Annotated in this window: 18 protein-coding genes; 13 read left to right on the top strand and 5 right to left on the bottom strand. The window is 69.6% G+C overall.

What is annotated here, in order from left to right:
* The first annotated feature begins 71 nt into the window (after positions 1–71).
* The 5 genes from JL108_RS04910 (at position 72) to dprA (ending at position 4,280) form a co-directional block, all read left to right on the top strand.
* Positions 72–383: a DUF2469 domain-containing protein gene (locus JL108_RS04910; protein WP_087624844.1), complete on the top strand. Its 312-nt coding sequence runs from the start codon at positions 72–74 to the stop codon at positions 381–383.
* A gap of 9 nt (positions 384–392) precedes the next feature.
* Positions 393–1,082 carry a hypothetical protein gene (locus JL108_RS04905; RefSeq protein WP_205197334.1) on the top strand — a complete coding sequence of 230 codons (690 nt, stop codon included), beginning with the start codon at positions 393–395 and terminating at the stop codon, positions 1,080–1,082.
* A 108-nt stretch (positions 1,083–1,190) separates the two neighbouring features.
* Positions 1,191–1,553: a YraN family protein gene (locus tag JL108_RS04900; protein ID WP_143911567.1), complete on the top strand. Its 363-nt coding sequence runs from the start codon at positions 1,191–1,193 to the stop codon at positions 1,551–1,553.
* Positions 1,553–3,133 carry a YifB family Mg chelatase-like AAA ATPase gene (locus tag JL108_RS04895; protein ID WP_205197333.1) on the top strand — a complete coding sequence of 527 codons (1,581 nt, stop codon included), beginning with the start codon at positions 1,553–1,555 and terminating at the stop codon, positions 3,131–3,133. Before JL108_RS04900 ends, JL108_RS04895 begins: the two co-directional genes overlap by 1 nt.
* A gap of 1 nt (position 3,134) precedes the next feature.
* Positions 3,135–4,280, top strand: coding sequence for a DNA-processing protein DprA (gene dprA, locus JL108_RS04890; protein ID WP_205197332.1), 1,146 nt, complete (start codon positions 3,135–3,137; stop codon positions 4,278–4,280).
* Here the strand turns inward: dprA and JL108_RS04885 are convergent.
* Genes JL108_RS04885 through glp form a run of 4 tightly spaced genes read right to left on the bottom strand, consistent with a single transcriptional unit; the run spans position 4,241 to position 6,813 of the window.
* Positions 4,241–4,654 carry a molybdenum cofactor biosynthesis protein MoaE gene (locus JL108_RS04885; RefSeq protein WP_143911564.1) on the bottom strand — a complete coding sequence of 138 codons (414 nt, stop codon included), beginning with the start codon at positions 4,652–4,654 and terminating at the stop codon, positions 4,241–4,243. The genes dprA and JL108_RS04885 overlap by 40 nt on opposite strands.
* Positions 4,651–5,160, bottom strand: a complete 510-nt coding sequence (locus tag JL108_RS04880) for a molybdenum cofactor biosynthesis protein B (RefSeq protein ID WP_205197331.1) — start codon at positions 5,158–5,160, stop codon at positions 4,651–4,653. Before JL108_RS04880 ends, JL108_RS04885 begins: the two co-directional genes overlap by 4 nt.
* Positions 5,153–5,584 carry a cyclic pyranopterin monophosphate synthase MoaC gene (gene moaC, locus JL108_RS04875; RefSeq protein ID WP_240190677.1) on the bottom strand — a complete coding sequence of 144 codons (432 nt, stop codon included), beginning with the start codon at positions 5,582–5,584 and terminating at the stop codon, positions 5,153–5,155. Before moaC ends, JL108_RS04880 begins: the two co-directional genes overlap by 8 nt.
* A gap of 29 nt (positions 5,585–5,613) precedes the next feature.
* Positions 5,614–6,813: a gephyrin-like molybdotransferase Glp gene (glp, locus tag JL108_RS04870; protein ID WP_205197330.1), complete on the bottom strand. Its 1,200-nt coding sequence runs from the start codon at positions 6,811–6,813 to the stop codon at positions 5,614–5,616.
* Between the two features lie 96 nt (positions 6,814–6,909).
* Here glp and modA point away from each other — a divergent pair, with 96 nt between their 5' ends.
* The 7 genes from modA to JL108_RS04835 all read left to right on the top strand — a co-directional run bounded on the left by modA (position 6,910) and on the right by JL108_RS04835 (position 12,390).
* The gene (gene modA, locus JL108_RS04865; protein WP_205197329.1) at positions 6,910–7,692 is read left to right on the top strand and encodes a molybdate ABC transporter substrate-binding protein; all 783 of its coding nucleotides are present in this window, start codon (positions 6,910–6,912) and stop codon (positions 7,690–7,692) included.
* Position 7,693: 1 nt separating this feature from the next.
* The gene (locus JL108_RS04860) at positions 7,694–8,482 is read left to right on the top strand and encodes an ABC transporter permease (RefSeq protein WP_307837194.1); all 789 of its coding nucleotides are present in this window, start codon (positions 7,694–7,696) and stop codon (positions 8,480–8,482) included.
* Positions 8,479–9,558 carry an ATP-binding cassette domain-containing protein gene (locus JL108_RS04855; RefSeq protein WP_307837193.1) on the top strand — a complete coding sequence of 360 codons (1,080 nt, stop codon included), beginning with the start codon at positions 8,479–8,481 and terminating at the stop codon, positions 9,556–9,558. The genes JL108_RS04860 and JL108_RS04855 overlap by 4 nt, the downstream gene beginning before the upstream one ends.
* 182 nt (positions 9,559–9,740) lie before the next feature.
* A complete protein-coding gene (locus JL108_RS04850; protein ID WP_205197328.1) occupies positions 9,741–10,139 on the top strand; it encodes a molybdopterin-binding protein in 399 nt (132 codons plus the stop codon).
* 43 nt (positions 10,140–10,182) lie between these two features.
* Complete coding sequence (gene moaA / locus JL108_RS04845) at positions 10,183–11,217, top strand: GTP 3',8-cyclase MoaA (RefSeq protein WP_240190651.1); 1,035 nt, start codon at positions 10,183–10,185, stop codon at positions 11,215–11,217.
* 1 nt (position 11,218) lies between these two features.
* Positions 11,219–11,470 carry a MoaD/ThiS family protein gene (locus JL108_RS04840; RefSeq protein WP_205197327.1) on the top strand — a complete coding sequence of 84 codons (252 nt, stop codon included), beginning with the start codon at positions 11,219–11,221 and terminating at the stop codon, positions 11,468–11,470.
* A gap of 8 nt (positions 11,471–11,478) precedes the next feature.
* Positions 11,479–12,390 (top strand): tyrosine recombinase XerC, encoded by a 912-nt coding sequence (locus JL108_RS04835; protein WP_205197326.1) that lies wholly within the window; start codon positions 11,479–11,481, stop codon positions 12,388–12,390.
* A 286-nt stretch (positions 12,391–12,676) separates the two neighbouring features.
* On the opposite strand, the gene JL108_RS04830 is transcribed toward JL108_RS04835, so the two are convergent.
* Complete coding sequence (locus JL108_RS04830) at positions 12,677–13,555, bottom strand: peptidoglycan DD-metalloendopeptidase family protein (RefSeq protein ID WP_205197325.1); 879 nt, start codon at positions 13,553–13,555, stop codon at positions 12,677–12,679.
* A 287-nt stretch (positions 13,556–13,842) separates the two neighbouring features.
* Here JL108_RS04830 and rpsB point away from each other — a divergent pair, with 287 nt between their 5' ends.
* Positions 13,843–14,781 carry a 30S ribosomal protein S2 gene (gene rpsB, locus JL108_RS04825; protein ID WP_143911554.1) on the top strand — a complete coding sequence of 313 codons (939 nt, stop codon included), beginning with the start codon at positions 13,843–13,845 and terminating at the stop codon, positions 14,779–14,781.
* The last annotated feature ends 19 nt before the right edge of the window (positions 14,782–14,800 follow it).

The following is a 14,800-nucleotide window of genomic DNA, read 5'->3' as shown; positions in this document are numbered from 1 at the left end:
AGCGAGCGACGTTTCGGGACTATCCCATGCCGCCCTCGACCTATCCTGTCTTTCTTTGAGGTGGTGGCGGCATGAGCGCTGAGGATCTCGAACGCTATGAGACCGAGATGGAGCTTGCGCTGTACCGGGAGTACCGCGATGTCGTGCGGATCTTCAAGTACGTCGTGGAGACCGATCGGCGCTTCTATCTGTGCAATGCGGTCGATGTGAAGGTGCGCTCGGAGACCGGCGACGCCTACTTCGAGGTGACGATGGCCGACGCGTGGGTGTGGGACATCTACCGCCCCGCTCGGTTCGCCAAGAACGTCAAGGTGCTGACCTTCAAGGACGTCAACGTCGAAGAGCTCCAGGACTCGGACTTCAAACTGCCTGAGAGCGACTAGCAGGAGACGGTGTCCTTCTCCTTCCTCCTTCCGGAGTCGCGCGCGTTCCTGAGAGGGCCGGAGACCGGTGACGCGAGCGCGTGGGAGGCCGACCAGGCGGTGCGCCGCCTGCGCGCGGACTATGAGCGCTGGTCCCGTCTGCTCGTGGGCATCGTGGCCTTCGTGGCGGCGGCTGGAGGCGGATGCGTCGCCGTCCTCTTCATCGGGCTGTCCGTCGCCTGGCGGGTCCTTCCTCGCGGGGAGGATCTCGTGATCGGACTCGTGGCATTGCTCGTGGCGCCGTGCGGTGTCGTCGTGCTCGTCCGGTTGCGGCGCACGGGCCGTGTCCTCACACGCGCGGCTGCCGCCTGGATCACGGCGCCTTTCCGATCGGGTGAACGTTCCCCGAGCCTCGGAGGCTGGGTCGCGGCGCGCACGGTGAACCTCGAGCCGCCGATCTTCGCGCGGATCGCGCTGGCGAGCCTCGTGTCGCTCCTTGCGGTCTGTGCCTGGAGTGTCGCGATCGTCTCCTTCGTCTCGCCGCGGGATCTCTCGCTCGGATTCGGTGAGAACGCGGCGTACGGCGCCGCGGCGCTCTATCTCGCGCTGCTGGCGACATTCTGCGGTGGCGGTCTGATCGCCGGCCCCCTGCGCCTGGCGAACGGGCTCGGCGCAGGGGATCCGTTGTGGGTGCGCGTGCGGAGCATGTTCGCGCGCTGACGCACACGGCGGATGGCGGTTCGTCCACAGGATCGACGTGGCGTTCGGTCGTCCACAGATCCGCGGACGGGTCTGGTCCGAGGGCCGCTGCGGCCGCACGATCGCTGCATGACCTACGCACGGAACAAGGCGCTGGGCGCCTATGGGGAACGGCTCGCGTACGACTTCCTCCGAGAAGCGGGCATGGTGGTGCTCGATCGCAACTGGACCTCGCGGTTCGGTGAGATCGACATCGTCGCGCGCGACGGCGACACGCTGGTGATCTGTGAGGTCAAGACCAGGTCGGGAGACGCCTTCGGGACGCCGTTGGAGGCAGTGGGTCCTCGCAAGGCGGCCACGCTACGACGGCTCGCGGCGCACTGGCTCGAGGTCAGCGGGCTGCATCCGCCGGCAGTGCGGATCGACGTGGTCGCGGTGGTGGTCCCGGCACGGGGAGCCCCACGTGTCGAGCGTGTGGCGGGAGTCGCCTGATGGCCGGCGCGACCCGGTCCGTCGCCCTCGACGGCTTACGTGGACGCCCCATCGAGGTCGAGGTCGATGTCTCCTCGGGCATGCCCGGCACGGTCATCGTCGGGCTCGGCGATGCGACGGTCAGCGAGGCCAGAGACCGCGTGCGCTCGGCCGTCGTCAACTCCGGGACCGGCTGGCCCGAGCATCGGGTCACCATCAACCTCGCGCCCTCCTCGCTCCCCAAGAATGGATCCCACTACGATCTGGCGATCGCCGTGGCCGTCTTCATGGCCAAGCGCCTCGTTCCCGCCGAGGGATGCGCCGACACGGTCTTCCTCGGCGAGCTGGCGCTGGACGGCCGTGTCCGCGCCATCCGCGGGGTGCTGCCGGCAGTGTTGGCGGCGGCCGAAGCCGGGGTCGAGCGAGTCGTCGTGCCGGAGGCCAATGCGGCCGAGGCGGGCCTCGTTCCCGGAGTCGAGGTGCTCGGGGTGCGGTCGTTGCGTCACGTGATCGCGGTGCTGACCGGCGAGCAACCCCCGGCGGACGATCCACCGGTCGAGCCGCTGGAGACCACGCAAGAGGCGGGATGGTCGAGCCGTCGGGTCGACCAGCTCGACCTGGCGGATGTCGCCGGACAGGACGACGCTCGACTCGCGACGGTCATCGCGGCGGCAGGCGGCCACCATGTGGCGATGACCGGGCCTCCCGGCATCGGCAAGACGATGCTCGCCCAACGCCTACCGGCCCTGCTGCCCGATCTGGACCTGGCCGCCTCGCTCGATGTCAGCGCGGTCCACTCGGTCGCGGGGGTGCTGCCCGCGGACGCCCCGCTGCTGAGCCGTCCGCCGTTCATCGACCCGCATCACTCGGCCAGCGCTGCGGCGATCGTCGGTGGAGGCAGCCGGCAGATCCGTCCCGGCGCGATGAGTCTCGCGCACCGAGGGATTCTGTTCTTGGATGAGGCTCCGGAGTTCGCGATCAATGTCATCGATGCTCTCCGTCAGCCCCTGGAGAGCGGCACGGTCGTCGTCTCACGAGCCGCGCAGACGGCGGTGTTCCCGGCGCGCTTCCAACTGGTGCTGGCCGCCAATCCCTGTCCGTGCGGCTACAGCGGTTCGGTCGTCGAACGGTGCGAGTGCACTCCGGTGCAGCGCCGCCGATACGGTGACAAGATCAGCGGGCCGGTGCGTGACCGGATCGACCTGCATCGGGTGCTGCGCGCGCCCACCCGCCCGGAGCTCGTCGAGAGCCTGACGTGCCGGCGAACGAGTGCGCAATGGGCGGAAGATGTCGGCTCCGCGCGGGATCGTCAACGGCTGCGTCTGGAGCCGTACGGCGCCCGGCTCAACAGCGAGGTCTCAGGTGTCGTGATCCGCAAGGAGCTCCCACCGACCACCCCCGCCAGGGCCGTGCTCGAGCAGCAGCTCCAGGGCGGCAAGCTCAGTGCTCGAGCGGCCGACCGGGTGCTGCGGGTGGCGTGGACCGTGGCGGATCTGGTCGGCCATGAGCAGCCGGACGATGACGACGTCAGTACCGCGCTCGCCCTGCGGAGGGGCACGTCGATCGGTGGGGCACTGCGTGAGCGACTGCAGGCAGCCTGACATGGGCGACGCGAGCGAACATGTGCGGGAGGCGCGGCTGCTGCTCTCCCTGGCGATCGAGCCCGGTGATCCGCGACTGCCGTCCGCGCTCGAGGCCTCGGGCGGTGCCATCGGACTGCTGGAGCGGCTCAGGTCGCCTACCGCAAGCTGGCCCGAGACGTGGATCAGAGGCCTGCGACGGGCGGAACGTGATCGTGCCGGGGTCGAGAGTGCCGGTCGCGACAACGGGGTGCGATGGGTCACGCCCGAGGACGAGGAGTGGCCGGTGCAGCTGGACGACCTCCAGCACACCGAGGGGACATCGGGCGCGGCAGGCGCACCCCTCGGGCTGTGGTGCCGAGGCACGGGGGACCTTCGGCTCCTCAGCGACCATGCTCTGGCCGTCGTCGGCGCCCGCGACTGCACGACCTACGGTGCCGAGGCCGCGGCGGATATCGCGGCGGTGGGTGCCGATGCCGGATTCAGCATCGTCAGCGGTGCGGCCTTCGGCATCGATGCCTCAGCCCATCGCGGCGGGATCCTGGTGGGCGATCCGGGCATCGCCGTCCTCGCCTGCGGGGCCGACCTGGATTATCCGCGCGCCCACGCCTCCCTCCTCGGACGCATCGCCGAGCGCGGGGTGGTGATCTCGGAGTACCCGCCGGGTGCGCCGGCGGCCCGCTCGCGCTTCCTCGCGCGCAATCGGCTCATCGCGGCCCTGAGCGACGGACTCGTCGTCGTGGAGGCGGCCCGGCGCAGCGGCTCGCTGAACACGCTGCACTGGGCTGATCGGCTGGGTCGGGTCACGATGGCGGTTCCGGGGCCCATCAGCTCAGCGCAGTCGCAGGGCACGCACGAGGCGATCCGCGGCGGCAAAGCCGTTCTCGTCGGCAGCGGCACCGATGTCGTGGCCGAGCTCCTCGGCTTCTCCGCACAGGTCGGCGGTAGCGAGCTGCCCGACCCGGTCGCCGGAGCTGTGCTCGATGCGCTCGATCGGGTCCCGGTTTTTCCCGCGGAACTGGCACGACGGCTGCGCATCGGCACGTCCCATGCACTGCGTGCCTTGAATCGTCTGGAACGTGCTGGACTGGCCTGGCAGGCCGATGCGGGCTGGTGTCGTGTCGAAGCTCAGGGTGAGTTGACCCAGTCGTCCGATCCGTCGGCGTAGAACTGGTGCTTCCAGATCGGGACGGTCGCCTTGACATCGTCGATGAGGTCGGCGATCGCGGCGAAGGCCTCGCTGCGGTGCGGGGCCGACACCGCAGCAGCGATCGCCGCATCGCCGATCGCCAGGCTTCCGGTCCGATGCAGGACCGCCACAGAGACCCCGCGTTCGGCGATCCGCGCCGCCGACGCCTGCAGGCGGGCGACCGCCTCCGGATGCGCCTCGTAGACCAGGCGGGTCACCGACCGGCCGCCGTCGTGATCGCGTACACAGCCCGTGAAGGTCGCCACTGCGCCGTGCCCGGGGGTGCCGACGAGGGCGACGAGCTGGTCGAGCTCGAGGTCGTCGTCCCAGATATCGGCCAGCTGAACGCTCATCGGTCTTCTCCTCGGGGTGGGTGCGGGTCGTCGTCGGTGAGATGTCCGAGCTGCGCCAGGAGATGATGCACCAGGGGCTCGAGGACCTCCAGGCCGTCACGGACCCCTCCAGGCGAGCCCGGCAGGTTCGCGATGAAGGTCCGCCCCGCGACGCCGGCGCGTCCTCGGGACAGCGCCGCGAAGGGTGTCGCCTCGAGGCCACGGGCCCGCATCGCCTCGGCGATTCCAGGCAACGGTCGCTCCAATACGGCGTCGGTGGCCTCGGGAGTCAGATCGTCCACGGTGATCCCGGTCCCGCCGGTCGTCAGCACCACCGCGATGCCGCCGCCGACGGCATCGCGCAGCGCGGTCTCGACCGGAGGCCCGTCGGGCACCACCACCGGATCGCCGCAGGACACCCCCTGCTCGCGGAGCCAGTCGGCGATCACCGGGCCGGTGCGGTCCTCGGCCTCGCCGCGCGCGGCACTGGTGGAGGCCACGACGACGAGGCCGGTGGGCTCACGCATCCCCGGCCTCCCAGTCGTGCGTGCCGCCCTGTTTCGAGATCACCCGGATGCCCTCGATCGAGGCGGCGCGATCGACGGCCTTGACCATGTCGTAGAGCGTCAGTCCCGCCACGCTCACCGCCGTCATCGCCTCCATCTCGACCCCGGTCGGAGCCGTCGTGCGGACGGTGGCGCGGATGACGACCGTATCGGTCTCGGGAAGGAGGTCGATCTCGATCTTCGACAACGGCAGGGGATGACAGAGGGGGATGAGCGTGGGAGTCTGCTTGGCGGCGAGCACACCGGCGATGCGTGCGGTGGCGAGTGCCTCACCCTTGGGGAGTCGGCCGTCGGTGATCTGGTCGACCACATCGGGGCGCGTCACGAAACGGCCTTCGGCCACCGCGGTGCGAGTCGTGGACTCCTTGGCCGAGACATCGACCATATGTGCCGAGCCGTCGTCCCGGTAATGGCTCAGAGCGCTGCGATCCTCCACCACGACACTGTATCGCCGGCCGCTAACTCCTCGATCTCGGCGGGCACGAAGATCAGATGGGTGGCCACAGCGTAGGCGGCCAGCAGATGCGAGCCCGCTCCACCGATCACCCGCGCCTCTCCGTGCTCGTCGAGGGTCCCGCGCCGCACTTGGAGCTTGCCGGGGATCGAGGTCAGCGGCGCAGCCAGAGGCGCTGTGCCACAAGGGCGATCAGGATCGACCTGCCCGCATCGACGTGCGAGCCCAGGACGGATGAACAACTCGAAGGACACCAGCGAACTGACCGGATTGCCCGGGAGGCACAGGATCGGCAGTCCGGCGCGTACGGCGCGACCTTGGGGGCCGCCTGGTTGGAGGGGAACGTGATCGAACCATGCCTCGGCGAGTGGCGAGAGGGCTTGGCGTACGACCTCGTAGGCGCCGGCGCTGACCCCGCCGATCGTGAGGGCGAGGTCGTGGTCGAGGCGATCGAGCAGTTCGTCGAACTCGTCCGGGGAGTCCGAGCAGATGAAGCGATCGACGTGCGCTCCGATCTCGGCGCAGGCAGCGGCGAGCGCCGCGCTGTTCGAGTCCGGGATCTGGCCGTTGGCGATCTCGTCACCGGTGCTGATGATCGCGATCCGCAGAGTCGGCTCGACCTCGACCGACATCAGGCCGGCCCCGGTGAGCGCACCGATGCCCGCCACCGAGATCGAGGTGCCGGCAGGCATGAGGACCGCACCGGCGCGGATGTCATCGCCGCGGGGACGGACGTACTGTCCCCCGGGGGCAGCGGCGTCGAAGGTGACCTCAGGGGCGGAGAAATCGCCGGGCCGGGTTCGCTCGATCGGGATCACGGCGTCGGCGCCCGCGGGAATCGGCGCCCCTGTCATGATCGGGGCGGCTGTGCCGGGCGTCAGGGAGACGGCCGATGCGCCGGCGGCGATGGGCGCCGCGACCGGGAGCGTTACCGGTGCGGTCGTCGCCGACCGCAGGTCCGTACTCCGGACGGCGAATCCGTCCATCTGGGAGTTGTCGAAGGCGGGGACGTCCTCAGGTGCGGCGACATCTCGGGCAAGACGACGGCCGAGCGACTGGGGGAGGGGGCACGAGTCCGCCGGCCGGGCCCGGCGTCTCTGGTCGGCGAGGGTCAGCAGTCGCTCGACCTCGGTGCGATGTGTTTCCAGGCTCACGGTCATGCTCGAACGCTACCGGTCGCGCGACAGTAGCGGCGAAACTACGCACGTGCGTACCCAGAGAGCTATAAAAAACGCATCTGCGTAGAATCATCTGCCATGAGACGTTTTCTGGGTGTCACCGCGGCGTTGGCGCTGATCGGTGGACTGACCGCGTGCGGTGGCGATGGAGACAACGAGGCCTCGAGCGAGGCGGAGACCGAGCAGGTCACGCTGACCGTCTTCGCCGCGGCATCGCTGACCAGTACCTTCACCGAGCTGGGTGAGAGATTCGAAGCCGAGAACGAAGGAGTCTCGGTCGAGTTCAACTTCGCGGGGTCCTCCGATCTGGTGGCGCAGATCCAGAACGGGTCTCCGGCCGATGTCTTCGCTTCGGCCGACGAGAAGAACATGGAGAAGGCGACCGGCGACGACCTGGTGGAGGGCGAGCCGACGTTGTTCGCCGCCAACACGCTGCAGATCGTCACCGCTCCGGGCAATCCGAAGGGCATCGAGGGTTTCGAGGACCTGGCCGCCGAGGACGTCACCCTGGTCATCTGCGCTCCCGAGGTGCCGTGCGGCGCCGCCACCAAGGAGGTCGAGGAGAGCTCGGGTGTCACCCTGAGCCCGTCCAGCGAGGAGTCCGCCGTGACCGACGTGCTCGCCAAGGTCACCTCCGGGGAGGCCGACGCCGGGCTGGTCTACGTCACGGATGCTGTGGGCGCGGGCGACGCGGTGGAGAGCATTTCCTTCCCGGAGGCCGCTGAGGCCGTCAACGACTACCCGATCGCGGTCCTCTCCGGCAGTGAGCACGGCGATGTGGCTCAGCGCTTCGTCGACTTCGTGCTGGGTCCCACGGGCCAGGAGGTGCTCGCCGAGGCGGGCTTCGTGCAGTCTGAGTGACGTGAGATCCCCTCAGTACTCCGGCCTCCCGGCCTGGGTCTATGTCCCCGCGGTGGCGGGAGCGGCCTTCGTGCTGCTCCCGCTGCTCGCGTTGATGGCTCGCGTCGACTGGTCGCAGTTCATCTCTTTGATCACCTCCGAGTCATCGGTCGCAGCCTTGAGGTTGAGCCTGATCACCGCCTCGATCAGCACGGTGGCGTGTCTCGTCCTCGGCGTGCCGATGGCGATCGTGCTCGCCCGGACCCGCTTCGCGGGTCAGTCGGTGTTGCGTTCGCTCGTGCTGCTGCCGATGGTGCTGCCCCCGGTCGTCGGGGGCATCGCCCTGCTCTACACCTTCGGTCGGCGCGGCCTGCTGGGTGAGCACCTGGAGGTCCTCGGTATCCAGATCGCCTTCTCGACCGCGGCGGTGGTGCTCGCTCAGACCTTCGTGTCGCTGCCCTTCCTCGTGGTCAGCCTCGAGGGCACGCTGCGCACGGCGGGCCAACGCTACGACATCGTGGCGGCAACCCTCGGCGCCAAGCCGACCACCGTCTTGCGGCGCGTGACCCTGCCGTTGGTGCTGCCCGGCCTCGCTTCCGGCGCGATCCTGGCCTTCGCGCGGGCGCTGGGGGAGTTCGGCGCCACGATCACCTTCGCGGGCAGCCTGCAGGGTGTGACGCGCACCTTGCCGCTGGAGATCTACCTGCAGCGCGAGGTCGACCCGGACGCCGCGGTGGCGCTGTCGCTGGTTCTCGTGGTGGTGGCGGTGCTCGTCATCGGCCTCGTGCGTGGATCGAGGGGGCAGATGTGACCGATACGCCGGCATTGGAGTGCGAGATTCTCCTCGAGGAGAGGGGAGTGGATCTGCGGCTGGAGGTCGCGGACGGAGAGACCGTCGCGGTGCTCGGTCCCAATGGCGCCGGCAAGTCCACGCTGCTGTCCACGATCGCGGGGACCTTGCGTCCCGATCGGGGCAGCGCGCGCCTCGGCAGCGAGACGCTGTTCGACGTGGACACCGGGGGACGAGGACTATGGCGGCAGCCCCATGCCCGGGGTATCGCGCTGCTGGCACAGGATGCCCTGCTGTTCCCCCATCTGACGGTGACCGAGAATGTCGCCTTCGGGCCTCGCAGCAGGGGCGTGCCGCGACGTGCGGCACGAGAGGCCGCCCGACGCTGGTTGGACGAGGTGGGGGCCGGCGAGTACGCCGGGCGTAAGCCGTCGCAGCTCTCCGGAGGGCAGGCTCAACGCATCTCGGTGGCCCGCGCTCTCGCCGCCGAGCCGCGACTGCTGCTGCTCGACGAGCCGATGGCCGCGCTGGACGTCACCATGGTGCCCTCGGTGCGCCAGATGCTGCGCCGGGTCCTGGCCGACCGGACGTCGGTCATCGTCACGCACGATGTGCTCGATGCGCTGCTCCTGGCCGACCGGGTGGTCGTGTTGGAGGACGGTGGGGTGGCTGAGGAGGGGCCGACCGCCGACGTGCTCGCCCGGCCGCGCAGTACCTTCGGCGCGTCGATCGCCGATGTCAACCTGTGGCCCGGAACCGCCACGAAGGATGGTGTGCGGTCGACGGGCGGGGCCGAGATGCACGGTGCTGCCCACGTCGCGGTGGATCCGGGACGGCCCGCGATCGCCGCCTTCGCGCCACGGGCGGTGGCCCTCTACCTCGAGCCCCCGGTTGGCAGCCCCCGCAACGTGCTCCCGGCAAGGGTCCGCGAGCTGGAGCCACGTGGGGCGACCGTGCGGGTGCGCGTAGACGGCCCCGGGGGTGCCGAGATGAGCGCCGAGGTGACGGCGGGAGCTCTCGCCGAACTGGGCCTGGTGCCGGGAACGGAGGTCTTCGCCGTGGTGAAGGCCACCGAGGTCACGACCTATCCGGCCTAGCGCACCTCTCGTCACGGTGGGCGGTGAGCTGCGCACCTCTCGTCACGGAGGGCGGTGGGCTGCGCACCTCTCGTCACGGAGGGCGGTGAGCTGCGCACCTCTCGACGGTGATGAGACGTGCGCAGCCCACCGCCCACGGTCGGCCGAGCGAGGATCCCGCTCGGACCCTAGACTCAGGCGCCATGACGCAGATCCGCGTGGCCGAGGCGGCGAGATTCCTCGGAGTCAGCGACGACACGGTCCGGCGATTGCTGTCCTCGGGCGCCTTGGAATCGGGTGGGGGATCGCCGGCCTCGGTCGACGGTGCGAGTCTCGGCCGCTACGCACGAGAGCACGCGGTCGTGCCCTCGGACGGACTCGGCGTCGCGCGGTCGGCGCGCAATCGCTTCGTGGGGATCGTCACCGAGGTCGTGAGCGACACGGTGATGTCGCAGGTCGAGCTGCAGTGTGGACCGCATCGCGTGGTCTCGTTGATGAGCACCGAATCGGTGCGCGAACTCGGGCTCGAGCCAGGGGTCGTGGCGGTGGCGGTCGTCAAGGCCACGACGGTCATCGTCGAGACCAGCGACGACGCGCGGTGAGTGCCCGCCGGGGCGCCCTGGTGTCCTGGGTCATACTGGATCCATGGCTGCCTCAGCGATGCTCCCTCACCCCGTGGCGCGTCCGTTGGCCGACCGTCACGGCAGGGTCGCCGACGACCTGCGCATCTCGCTGACCGAGCGATGCAATCTGCGCTGTACCTACTGCATGCCGGCGGAAGGACTGCCGCTCGCTCCCGACGAAGCGTTGATGACGCGGGCCGAGATCGCCCGCCTCACGAGTATCGCCGTCCGTGACCTGGGTGTCAGATCTGTCCGGCTGACCGGCGGGGAGCCGTTGCTGCGCCGCGATCTCATCGAGATCGTCGGCGATCTCGCCGAACTCGATGTCGATCTGAGCCTGACCACCAATGCCGTCGGCCTGGCCTCGCGAGCCCAGGCGCTCGTGGACGCGGGCTTGCAGCGGATCAATGTCTCCCTCGACACCCTGGACCCGACCCACGCGCAGCTGCTCAGCCGGCGCTCGCTGCTGCCGCGTGTACTGGAGGGCATCGACGCCGCTGAAGTGGCGGGTCTCTCGCCGATCAAGGTCAACGCGGTGCTCATGCCGGGTATCAACGACGGCGAGGATGCCGCACAGCTTCTCGAATGGTGTCTCGACCGCGACTTCGAGCTGCGGTTCATCGAGCAGATGCCGCTCGACGCCGACCGGGTGTGGGACGCGCGCACCTTCGTGCCCGCCGCCCGTGTCCGCGAGATCCTCGATGACGCGGGGTATCGGCTGCGTCCGCACCCCGCCCCTCGCGAGGGCGCACCGGCCGAGCGCTTCGAGGTGCTGGGCGAGGACGGAAGCCCCCGCGGGACCATCGGCATCATCGCCTCCATCAGTGAGCCCTTCTGCGCCGACTGCCGGCGCACGCGCCTGACCTCGCAGGGAACCATCCGCCACTGCCTGTTCGCGCGCACCGAGACCGACCTGCTGGGCCCGTTGCGGGAGGGCGCCGACGACGACGCGATCGCCGGCCTGTGGCGTGAGGCGATGTGGGGCAAGCCCGCGGGCCACGGTATCGACGAGCATTTCGAGGCCCCAGAGCGGTCGATGAGCCAGATCGGTGGTTGAGGTGACCCGCATCCGTCTGTTCGCCGCAGCGCGGCATTCTGTGGGGCGTGCCGAGTTCGGGCTCGAGGATCTCGAGCTGACCGATCCCACGACCGTCAGCGCCGTCATCGAGGCACTGAGCGCGTATTCCCCGAGTGCCCGACCGGTCCTCGAGGGATGCTCGGTGCTCGTGGACGGCGAGCGTCGTTCGGGTGCAGGACGCGTCGAGGGCGCACAGACCGTCGATCTGCTTCCGCCGTTCGCGGGCGGCTGAGCTCGGTCATGAGCGAGGACATCGGCGAGCGATGGAGCGCGGTGCTCGGCGAGTACGAGCATCATCTGCTCCGGGAACGCGATCTCTCCGAGCATTCGGTCCGGGCGTATCTGACCGATCTGCGCTCGCTCGCGGTCCACGCCGAACGCCTCACGATCGCCGATCCCGCCGGCCTCGACCTGCGCGCTCTGCGCAGCTGGCTGGCATCGCTCAAGACGCGGGGCGCCGCTCGGACGACTCTGGCGCGGCGGTCGACGGCCGTCCGGGTGTTCACCGCCTGGCTGGTGCGGACGGGGCGTGCCGAGCAGGACGCGGGCGCGCTGCTGGCGTCTCCCAAGGCGCACCGAGAGCTGCCGGTGGCCCTCAGCCAGCAGGACATCCGTGAGGTCATCGATGCCGTCCCGGCCGACGATCCGGTGGGATGGCGCGATCTGGCGATGCTGGAGGTGCTGTATGCCACCGGCATCCGCGTCGGCGAGCTGACCGGTGCCGACCTCGACGATGTCGATCGTGAGCGTCGCGTACTGCGCGTGCTCGGCAAGGGACGCAAGGAGCGAACGGTGCCCTATGGTGTGCCCGCCGCCGAGGCGCTCGAACGGTGGTTGAGCCAGGGGCGGCCCGCGCTCGTCACCGCGGCGAGTGGGCCGGCCCTCTTCCTGGGCGCGCGAGGCGGCCGCATCGACCCGCGCACGGTACGTCAGGTGGTGCACAGCCGTCTCAATGCCGTCGAGGGTGTGCCCGATCTCGGACCGCACGGGCTCCGGCACACCGCGGCGACGCATCTGCTGGAGGGCGGTGCCGACCTGCGCTCGGTGCAGGAGATCCTCGGACACGCCTCCTTGGGCACGACGCAGATCTACACCCATGTGACCAACGAACGCCTGCGCGCCGCCTACCGCCAATCTCACCCCCGAGCGTGAGGTGGGTGCTCGTCAACGCCGTCACCAGGGGGCGAAGCTCCGAGCGTGAGGCGATCGCCTCGAGTGGTGACCACTAAGCGACGAAGGATGTGACTCTGCGGCTGCCATAGCAACCACAGAGTCACATCCTTCGTGGGCCGGGGTCCGGCTGACGTCTCCACACCTTCGAGCGGTGAGTAAGCGTCCATTCCGTTGAGGTGAACGGTTCGTCAGCGTCCTTTCTTGCGCGAGGAAGGACGCCTACTCACCGCCCACTGAGGAGAAAGGGCGCTAACTCACCGCAGGGTCACCCCGCGCCGCCCGCTGACAGCGGATCGACGGGGGTGCCGTCGATGAGGAGCATGAGATGCAGGTGGCAGCCGGTGGACATGCCGGTGGTGCCGACACGGCCGATGACATGGCCTGCCTCGACGCGGTCGCCGGCGCGCGCCTCGCGGCTGCTCAGGTGGCTGTAGGAGGTGACCCGGCCGTCGTCGTGGGCGAGCTCGACCTGTTCTCCATAGGCCCCGCGGTGAGCGGAGAAGGTCACGGTGCCGGCCAGCAGGGCGGGAACCGGGGTTCCGCAGGCGGCCCCGAGGTCCACGCCGTCGTGGAGCTTGACCTCGCCGGTGACCGGGTGGCGGCGCATCCCGAACGGCGATGTGACCGGTCCGCCGAGGAGGTTGACGATGCCCTCGGGCTCCCAGGACGGTGGCGACGGCGGAGGTCCGTCGGGCGAGATCAGCCGCACATCGTCGGCACCGAGCAGGGCCACCGGGTCCAGGTAGTCGTCACCGCGCAACCGGCCGAGATTGAGACAGGTGGTGCGGCACGATGGGTGTCCCGCGAGCAAGGAGCCGATCGGCTGACCGGCCTGTACGGCATCACCGGCGCTGACCGTCGCCCGCACGGGCTGGTAGGTCGACCGCTCGACGCCGTGGTCCACCGTCACGGTGGCGACGCCCGCGACATCGCCGGCGAAGGTCACGGTGCCGGTGGCGACCGCGACGACGGTCTCACCGGCACGCCCCGGAAGATCGACACCGCGGTGGCCGGGGCCGTAGGGGTCGGTAGGAGGTGCGAACTCTCGCTCGACCGAGCGCGTCTGGACCGGCCAGAGCCAGGCCCCGTCGTAGGAGAGGCCGTGCGGAAGGAGCAGGGTGGTGGCGAGGAGCATGGCAGTCATGAGTCGAGTCGACCCGAACGAGGCCCGAAGGAGAAGGCGTCGATCGCGATCTGTGGACGACGCCGGCGACACGGCGGGGTGTGGATTTCGCTCCCGCAGCCGCCTCGGCTAGACTTGCCCCATCGCCTCGAAAGAGGCGAAATTCGCGCGCCCGAAAGTGCATGACGCGTTACGCCGAATGCACCGTCGCAGACCTGGTCCCGCTCAGCGGGTGGCCTGCGTCAGTTCGGACGCCAGGGGCACCGCCGCCGGCGGTGTCGTCAACCAGGCAGAGAGGAAGTACGGCCATGGCCGTCGTCACCATGCGTCAGCTGCTCGAGAGCGGCGTGCACTTCGGACACCAGACCCGTCGTTGGAACCCGAAGATGAAGCGCTTCATCTTCACCGAGCGCAACGGCATCTACATCATCGACCTGCAGCAGTCGCTGGCCTACATCGACGCCGCCTACGAGTTCGTCAAGAGCACCGTCGCTCGCGGCGGCACGGTCCTGTTCGTCGGCACCAAGCGTCAGGCCCAGGAGCCCATCGAGGAGCAGGCCAAGCGCGTCGGCATGCCCTACATCAACCAGCGTTGGCTGGGCGGCATGCTGACCAACTTCTCGACCATCAGCGCGCGTCTGCAGCGCATGAAGGAGCTCGAGGAGATCGACTTCGACGATGTCGCGGGCTCCAACCGCACCAAGAAGGAACTGCTGCAGATGAAGCGCGAGTACGACAAGCTCTCGCGCACGCTCGGCGGTATCCGCGACATGCACCGCACGCCCAATGCGGTCTGGATCGTCGACACCAAGAAGGAGCACCTCGCGGTCGACGAGGCTCGCAAGCTGAATATCCCGATCGTCGCGATCCTGGATACCAACTGCGATCCCGATGACGTCGACTACCCGATCCCGGGCAATGACGACGCCATCCGCTCGGTCGGCCTGCTCACGCGCGTCGTCGCTGACGCCGCTGCCGACGGCCTGATGGCCCGCGGCGGCGCCAAGACGGGCGAGGAGACCCCGGGCTCCGAGCTCGGTGCCGAGGAGCCCCTGGCCGACTGGGAGCGCGAGCTGCTCGAGCAGAAGGACGCCGCGCAGACCGGTCAGGTCTCGCCGGCGAAGGCCGAGGCCGCAGCGCCCGCTGAGACCACCACGGTCGAGGAGGCCAAGGCGGAGACCGCCGAGCCCACGCCGGCCGAGACCGCTGAGGCTGCCGCTCCCGGCGCCGACACGCCGGCCGAGTGACCACCTGACCCGAACGAGA

The sequence above is a fragment of the Aeromicrobium sp. YIM 150415 genome (assembly GCF_016918125.1).
Taxonomy (GTDB): Bacteria; Actinomycetota; Actinomycetes; order Propionibacteriales; family Nocardioidaceae; genus Aeromicrobium; species Aeromicrobium piscarium.
This window is presented reverse-complemented; position numbering and strand designations above follow the sequence as displayed.